At 72.0% G+C, this 7,197-nt stretch carries 7 protein-coding genes and 2 pseudogenes; 6 read left to right on the forward strand and 3 right to left on the reverse strand.

Annotation, left to right across the window (positions count from 1 at the left end; translation table 11 throughout):
- A partial coding sequence (locus ACQKIP_RS34520; protein WP_427745047.1) for an FG-GAP repeat protein occupies positions 1 to 1,357 on the reverse strand: 1,357 nt, incomplete at its 3' end.
- A 207-nt stretch (positions 1,358 to 1,564) separates the two neighbouring features.
- On the opposite strand from ACQKIP_RS34520, the gene ACQKIP_RS34525 reads away from it, so the two are divergent.
- Positions 1,565 to 1,942, forward strand: a complete 378-nt coding sequence (locus tag ACQKIP_RS34525; protein ID WP_365853526.1) for a nuclear transport factor 2 family protein — start codon at positions 1,565 to 1,567, stop codon at positions 1,940 to 1,942.
- Between the two features lie 34 nt (positions 1,943 to 1,976).
- On the opposite strand, the gene ACQKIP_RS34530 is transcribed toward ACQKIP_RS34525, so the two are convergent.
- Positions 1,977 to 2,393: a MarR family winged helix-turn-helix transcriptional regulator gene (locus ACQKIP_RS34530; RefSeq protein WP_365853528.1), complete on the reverse strand. Its 417-nt coding sequence runs from the start codon at positions 2,391 to 2,393 to the stop codon at positions 1,977 to 1,979.
- A 108-nt stretch (positions 2,394 to 2,501) separates the two neighbouring features.
- On the opposite strand from ACQKIP_RS34530, the gene ACQKIP_RS34535 reads away from it, so the two are divergent.
- Positions 2,502 to 3,410, forward strand: coding sequence for an alpha/beta hydrolase (locus ACQKIP_RS34535; RefSeq protein ID WP_365853530.1), 909 nt, complete (start codon positions 2,502 to 2,504; stop codon positions 3,408 to 3,410).
- A gap of 51 nt (positions 3,411 to 3,461) precedes the next feature.
- Here the strand turns inward: ACQKIP_RS34535 and ACQKIP_RS34540 are convergent, their stop codons facing one another.
- Complete coding sequence (locus tag ACQKIP_RS34540; RefSeq protein WP_365853532.1) at positions 3,462 to 4,472, reverse strand: DMT family transporter; 1,011 nt, start codon at positions 4,470 to 4,472, stop codon at positions 3,462 to 3,464.
- A 73-nt stretch (positions 4,473 to 4,545) separates the two neighbouring features.
- Between ACQKIP_RS34540 and ACQKIP_RS34545 the strand changes: the two genes are divergently transcribed.
- The 4 genes and pseudogenes from ACQKIP_RS34545 to ACQKIP_RS34560 all read left to right on the forward strand — a co-directional run.
- Positions 4,546 to 5,034, forward strand: a complete 489-nt coding sequence (locus ACQKIP_RS34545; protein ID WP_365853534.1) for an Lrp/AsnC family transcriptional regulator — start codon at positions 4,546 to 4,548, stop codon at positions 5,032 to 5,034.
- A 240-nt stretch (positions 5,035 to 5,274) separates the two neighbouring features.
- Positions 5,275 to 6,531 (forward strand): FG-GAP repeat protein, encoded by a 1,257-nt coding sequence (locus ACQKIP_RS34550; protein WP_427745048.1) that lies wholly within the window; start codon positions 5,275 to 5,277, stop codon positions 6,529 to 6,531.
- Positions 6,532 to 6,664: 133 nt separating this feature from the next.
- Positions 6,665 to 6,886 (forward strand): annotated as a pseudogene (locus tag ACQKIP_RS34555) (helix-turn-helix domain-containing protein); the annotation flags it as partial.
- 204 nt (positions 6,887 to 7,090) lie between these two features.
- Positions 7,091 to 7,197: pseudogene (locus tag ACQKIP_RS34560) on the forward strand (PIG-L family deacetylase); the annotation flags it as partial.

Below are 7,197 nucleotides of genomic sequence, written 5' to 3' on the forward strand. Positions count from 1 at the left end.
GGGTCTCCTCGGTGCTGCCCGGCGCGAACCAGACGCCGCCCGAGCGGGGCTCGCCGGCGTTCTCGCCGGGGGCGCTGACGGCGGTGTGGCCCAGCCCGTCGCGGTTGTAGTCGCCGACGGCCACCCGGGCGCCGAAGCGGTCGCCGGCCTCGGCCGTGCCGGGCATGTTCGCGGTGCTCTGGCTGCGGGCCAGACCGCCGTACAGGCCCTGCTCCGTGTTGTTCAGGGTGACGTATCCGCCCGCGTCCTTCACGCTGCCGACGTCCTCGCCCGGAACACCGACCACCAGTTCCGGACGGCTGTCGCCGTTCAGATCGCCGGCGGACAGCGCGGCGCCGAAGTCGTCGCCCGCCTCGGCGGCTCCGCCCACCTCCGGACTGTCCTGCGTGACGCACTCGTTCTCGGTACCGAAGTCCGCGCTCTTCGAGCCCTTGAGCAGCAACACCGCGCCGCCGAGCCGGTCCTTGCAATACGTGAAATCCGTCTCGAAATTGGGCAGTACGTTGCCGACCGCGAGGTCGTCCGTGCCGTCCCGGTCGAAGTCGGCGGCGGCGAGCGCGCTGCCGCGGTCGGAGGTGGACCACCACCGGGCGGGCTTGCCCTCGTCGTCCCAACGGGTGATGAAGGTGCCCGCGTCCTCCATGGCATTCCACGTGGTGGCGAGGTCGTCCCGGCCGTCGCCGTCGAAGTCACCGGTGACCAGGTCCTGGGTCCGGCCGCTCATGCCGTAGTGGCGCAGGGTGGTGGGGGTCACCGGGTCGGCGGTGAGCGGGCCCGGGCGGAACATGAGCGAGCCGGCCTCCTCGCCGCCCGCGCCGTACGCGAGGTCGGTGTCGCCGTCGCCGTCGTAGTCGCCGGTGGCGATGGTGCTGCCGATCTTGCTGAACTCGGACGCGCCCCTGGCCACGGTGGTGCCCTTGACGTTCCACTCCGAGCCGTCCAGGACCGTGATGGTGCCCTCGTCCTGGAGCTGCTCGGACGTCAGCGACTCGCCGCTCGCACCGACGACGAGCTCGGATGTGCCGTCGCCGTCCACGTCGACGGTGGCCACGGCAGAGCCGAAGCGGTCGCCTGCCTCGGGCGTGCCGGGTATACCGGCCTCGGCCTGGCTGATGACGCCGGTGGACTGGCTCGGGCTCTGCGGGCCGCCGAAGATCACACTGACGTAGCCGGCCTTGGCCTTGCCGTTGACCGTGGCGTTGGGCATGCCGACCGCGATGTCCGCGTAGCCGTCGCCGTTGAAGTCGAACCGCGGAGTCGTGACCGCCGCGGCGGCGCTGCCGGCCAGCGGCAGGGTCAGACCCGCGGAGGTGAGGGCCGCTACGGCGGCGGTGGCGGCCAGGATACGTACGCGCACGGTGGAACTCCCGTGGTCGAAGGGGGCAATGAGAAAGCAGATCTTCCGGGGGTGTGACTCACGAGGCGTACGCGGGGTTGTGCGACGGTGGCCACCGGGTGAACGCAACCTGTGCCTGGCGGAGTTCGGCCTTGGATGTCCGCCGGGGCCGCGGAGCCGGGATCTGCCGGCAGGCCCGTTCCGCGAAGCGGCTGGTATGACTGGTACATGCAGGAAGAGACCGCGCGATCGGCGATAGACACGTTCCTCTCCGCTTTCAACACGTCGAAGGACAGCCATGTGACGTCGCTGCTCTCCCAGGCCCTCACCTCGGACGTGGTCTTCTGGGGGCCGTTGGGCCGCAGTGAGGGGATCGAGGCGGTCGAGCAGTTCGTGCTGGACCTACGGCGCCACCCGGCGGGGGCGGGCACGATGGTGCGCTGTTCGGCGGTGGACATGCCGGGTGAGTGGGCCCGCTACCGGTGGGTCTTCACCACGCCGCACGGGGGTCCCCGCCTGGCGGGAACAGACGTCGTCCATCTGCGGCGCAGCCTCATCGACCAGGTCATCGTCTTCGCGGGCGAGATCGAGCCGTCCGGCTCCTGAGCCGTCCTCCGGCCCAGCCGCCGCGATCGCGGCCTCATGCGGGCGGGGCGAGCATCTCCTGCAAGATGCGCTGCAGTTCGGTGCGGTCGCGCGGAGTGATCCTCGCCAGCCTGCGGTCGTACTCCGCGGCGAGGGCCGCAAGTGCCCGATCCCGCGCCCGCACACCGTCAGCGGTCAGTACGAGCCGGTGGCGCCGCAGGTCCGCGTCGTCGATCTCGCGGCGGATGAACCCCTTGGCGACGAGGTTGCGGACGTAGACCGTCACGCTCGCCTTGGGCAGCAGCAGCGCGGCGGCGATCTCGGCCGGATACGGCGATGTCTCCGCCTCGGCCAGGACGAAGAACTCCTTGGTCTCCAGACCCAGTTCGGCCAGCTCCTGCGTGCAGGCGTCCATCACGACGCTCAGCAGCCGCTGGTTCAACGACCACAGCTGCGCTCCATCGGCCGCCATGCGTGCCCCCGCTCAAGTGATACCGTCCTGTACTAGTTCCAAACTGTACCAGTTGCTTTTCGTACTGGCCGTACACGGAACAACAACCACACGAAGGGCGCGCACCCCATGCTTCAGCGCTTGACGATCCCGCGCGGACCGATCGAACTCGCCGCCGACCTCCACCTGCCCGACCACCACACCGCGCCGCTGCGCGCCGTGGTGCTCTCCACGCCCGGCAGCAGCGTCAAGGAGCAGATCGGCGCCAACTACGCCTCCCGCCTCGCCACCCGCGGCATCGCGGCCCTGGTCATGGACCCCGCCCACCAAGGGCAGAGCGGCGGCGAGCCCCGCGATCTCGAAGACCCCTACCGGCGCGGCGAGGACATCTCCTACGCCATCGACGCACTCACCACGACCCCCGGCATCGACCCGCGGCGCATCGGCGTCCTCGGCATCTGCGCCGGCGGCGGCTACGCCGTGCACACCGCCCGCACGGACCACCGCATCAAGGCCGTCGGGACGGTCGTCCCCGGCAACATGGGCACCTCGTTCCGCAGCTTCCAGGCCGACGGCCCGGCCGCCGCACTCGACGCCCTGGCCGCCGCGCGCATCGCGGAGACCCGCTCCGGCGAGATGGTCCGGGTGAACTGGCTGCCCGACACCCTGGAGGACGCCGAGGCGGCCGGTGTGACCGACATCGACACGACTCAGGCGATCACCTACTACCGCACCGAGCGGGGCGGCAACGCACACTCCACCAACCGCCGCCTCGCGCGCGGCGACTCACTGCTGCTGGGCTACGACGCCTTCCACCTGGTCGACCAGCTCCTGACCCAGCCCCTGCAGGTCATCCTCGCCGGACGCCTCGGCAATACCGGCTCCTACGACGCCGGCATGCAGCTGTGGAAGATGGCCCCCAACCCGGTCGACCTCATGGTGATCGACGGCGCCGGCCACTACGAGATGTACGACGAGCCCCAGTACGTCGACGCCGCCGTCGAACGACTGGCCGGCTTCTACGCCGACAACCTGTAAGGCAGCTGAGACCGGAGACAGGCACAGGGTCGATCCGGCGCGGTCACGGCGCTAGGCCGACGTGCGGGCCTGCGGCGCCGGTGGCGCGCTTCGTTCGCCGGGTGCGAGCGGTTCGGGGAGGCCGGCAGACGCCGGGCCCCGGTCGCGGGATGTCCGCGGCCGCCGCAGGGCGCGCGGGAGGAGCCGCGGCGGCAGGCACATGGTGATCATTCCGGAGAGGATGAGCGCGCCGCCGGCCCAGGCCGCCGGCGAGAGGTGCTCGTGGAGCACGAGCACGCCGATCAGCGCGGCGGCCAGCGGTTCGGCGAGGCTGAGGGTTCCGGCGGTGGTCGCGCGTACCCGGGTGAGTCCGGCGGTGAACAGCCAGTAGGCGAGGGCGGTGGTCACCACGCCCAGCCAGACGATCAACGTGAGGGTGGAGCCCTGCCGCACGGGGGTGGTGCCGGTGAGCATCCAGGGCGCCAGGGGCAGTGCTCCTGCCAGCAGGGAGAGCGCGGCGAGCGCGGGCAGTTGGGCAGCGGGAGCGACGGCGGCCAGCTTCTTGGCGAAGACGGTGTACAGGCCGTAGCACGCACCGGCCGCCACGGCCAGGAACAGGCCCGGCACGTCCACCCCCGCGCTCCCCGGCGCCAGCAGCAGGACGCACCCGCCGACGGCCGCGGCGGTGCCGGCCAGCCACAGGGCCGTCATCCGCTCCCCGGTGACCCATCGGGCACACAGACCGACCGCGGCGGGGGCGATACCCAGGGCGACCACCGTGGCCAGGGCAGCCCCGGTCCGCGCCACCGACGACAGCAGGGCCGCCTGGAAGACGCCGGTCGACACGGCGCACACCAGCAGGGGGCGCACCACCGTGCCCGAGGCCAGGGCCCGCACGGTGGTGCGGCGGACGGTGAACGCGGCCAGGACCAGCCCGCCCACGACCAGCCGCCAGCCGCCCAGGGCCGTCGGCGTCATGGGGCTGGACGCCAGTACCTGAGCGGGGCCGACCGTGCCCCACAGCACGGCCGCGCCGAGCACGAGCCCCGCACCGAGCGACGGAGGATTCGTTCGTGTTTCCATGGTCGGCGACACTAAGCAAAGACTCGGAGTTCGCGGGCTGTGTCCGCACGTCGTACGCCATAGGGTTGATTTGATGGAACTTGATGCGCTGGACCTCGCTCTGCTGCGGGAGCTGCAGAACGATGCACGGCAGACCAACCGCGACCTGGCGGCCAAGACCGGGGTCTCGCCCTCCACATCGCTCGAGCGGGTGCGGCTGCTGCGCGAGCGCGGGGTGATCACCGGCTACCACGCCGCCCTGGACCTCGACGCGGCCGGCCGGCCCGTGCAGGCACTCATCTCGGTGCGCATCCGGCCCCCGGCCCGCCCCGTGATCGAGGGATTCCGGGAGTGGGCCGCGCGGCTGCCGGAGGTGATCGGCCTGTTCGTCACCTCCGGCACGCACGACTTCCTCCTGCACATCGCCGTCCCCGACGTCGACGGCGTGTACGCCTTCGTCATCGACCGGCTCACCGAACGCAGAGAAGTCGCCGACGTGCAGACCACCATGGCCTACGAGCACGTCCAGTCCCGCTGCATCGAACCGGCCGGCCCCGATCGCCCCCGCCGCACGCCCCGCTGACCGCCCCGCTCTGCCGCGCAACCCGCCCTCAGGTCGCCGCCCAGCTCCCGCCGGCCACGCCACGACAACGGCCCAATCCCCCGCAGACACCCGGTCGCAAGCGGTGCGGAGCTGCCGTCTGCTCTCTTGACCGTCAACTGTCCGGTCGGCTGTACGTGCGCTCTGGCCGCGTACAACCAGGTCCGCCCTTCGGCGGTCACACCCATTAGCCCGCCCCCCGTCGACCGAGTGGGAGCCCTCATGCCGTACAGCCGTCGCGTCCTGACCTACGCCATCGCCGTCGCCGCCGCGGCCACCGCCGGGTTCGTCTTCCCGGCCGGCGCCGCCGCTGCCGCGCCCGGCACCGCCCTGAGCGACTTCAACGGCGACGGCTACGCGGACCTCGCCGTCGGGGTCCCCGACGGCACCGTCGCCGGCCAGGCCAAGGCCGGGTACGTGAACATCGTCTGGGGCGGCAAGAAGGGCGTCGGCGCCCACGGGAGCATCCGCATCACCCAGGCCACCGCCGAGGTACCCGGCACCCCGGAGGCGGGCGATCGCTTCGGCGCATCCGTGGCCCTGACCGACCTCAACGGCGACGGCATCGCCGAACTCCTCGCCGGGGCCCCCGGCGAGGACGTCACCGACCGCGGTACCGACGCGGGCCTGGTCACCGTCGTGGGCGGCTCGAAGGACGGGCCGGGACCGGGGTCCTCGGTCCTCAGCGGGCCCGCGCCGTCGGCGGCGTACGGCAGATCGGTCGCGGCGGCCGACCTGACCGGCGGCGACAACGGCGGCAACAAGGCGATCGTGGTCGGCGGCACCGACAAGGTCGTCGCCCGGGTCATCCAGGGCGAGGACAGCATGGTCACGACCATCGTCACCGCCCCCATGGGCGGCCGCGCGCCCGTCCTGGCCACCGGCGACTTCGACGGCGACAGCACGGCGGACCTGGCCGTGGCGTACTGGACCGCGGGCAACCCCAGCACGCAGTCCCACGTACGCCTGTTCAAGTGGGACCCCGACCGGTCCGAGATGGCCAACTTCTGGAACACGGACAACGCCGGGGTGAGCGCCCTGGCAGCGGGCGACTTCGACGGCGACGGCCATGACGACCTGGCGCTCGGCGAGTGCCGTGAGATCGCCGACGAGAACATCGACGACCCGTGCGGACCCGAGAAACTCGCCAAGGGCGGCGGCCTCCACATCCACTACGGAAGCGACGCGGACGGCTCCTTCGGCACCCGCGCCCAGACCCTCAACCAGGACACGGCCGGCGTCCCCGGAGTGGCCGAGGACGGCGACCGCTTCGGTGCGGCGGTCTCCGCGGACGACTACAACGCCGACGGCGTGCCCGATGTCACGGTCGGATCCCCGGGCGAGAACGCCGCCCTGGGCGCCGCATGGCTCCTGCCCCGCGGCGCGGCAGCCGGCTCGGCGGCCTTCTCACCCCGCACGCTCGGTCTGCCCTACCTCTCCACGGCCCACAAGTACGGCACCCCGCTCAACGGCCGCTGACCCGGCCCGAAGCGCGGCCGTGCACGGGATCCTCGGGGCGGCCCGCCATTGCTACTGCGGGAACGTGAAGAAGTCGGCGAGCGCGCCGCCGATCCGGCCCGGCGCGTTCTCCGTGGGGATGGGGTCCGCGCCGGGGATACGGCGATTCACCGAACAGCTCGGCACGAGCCCGGGGCAGTGGCTGCTCGGCCAGCGCATCGACGCGGCACGAGCACTCCTCGAGCAGACCGACCTGCCGGTCGAGACCATCGCCGAGCGGGTCGGACTCGCCTCGGCGGTCAACCTGCGGCGCCGTTTCCGGGCGCATCTGGGCACCACGCCCGGCGCCTGCCGACGGACCTTCGGCGAAACGTGAGCACGGAGGTACCCGGGTCGTCTGTGCGTGCCGGGAACATACGCTCTGGTCGGCACAGTTGCATCGATCGAGGGGCCGGCGCCGCGCGGCGGGGGAATCACGGAGGCCACCAGGCCGTCCGCTCCGGCGGAACCGGGCCCTCAGGAGCGCGGCAGACCCGCCGCACTCTGCGACCGATACGTATATCTGCAGAAGGACTTTTTCATGGCTGACCGGCCTTTGACGCTCATGGCAGTGCACGCCCACCCCGACGACGAGGCCACCAGCACCGGAGGCGTCCTCGCGCAGTATGCGGCCGAAGGCATCCGCAC

The organism is Streptomyces sp. NPDC059900 (assembly GCF_050270335.1).
Taxonomy (GTDB): Bacteria; Actinomycetota; Actinomycetes; order Streptomycetales; family Streptomycetaceae; genus Streptomyces.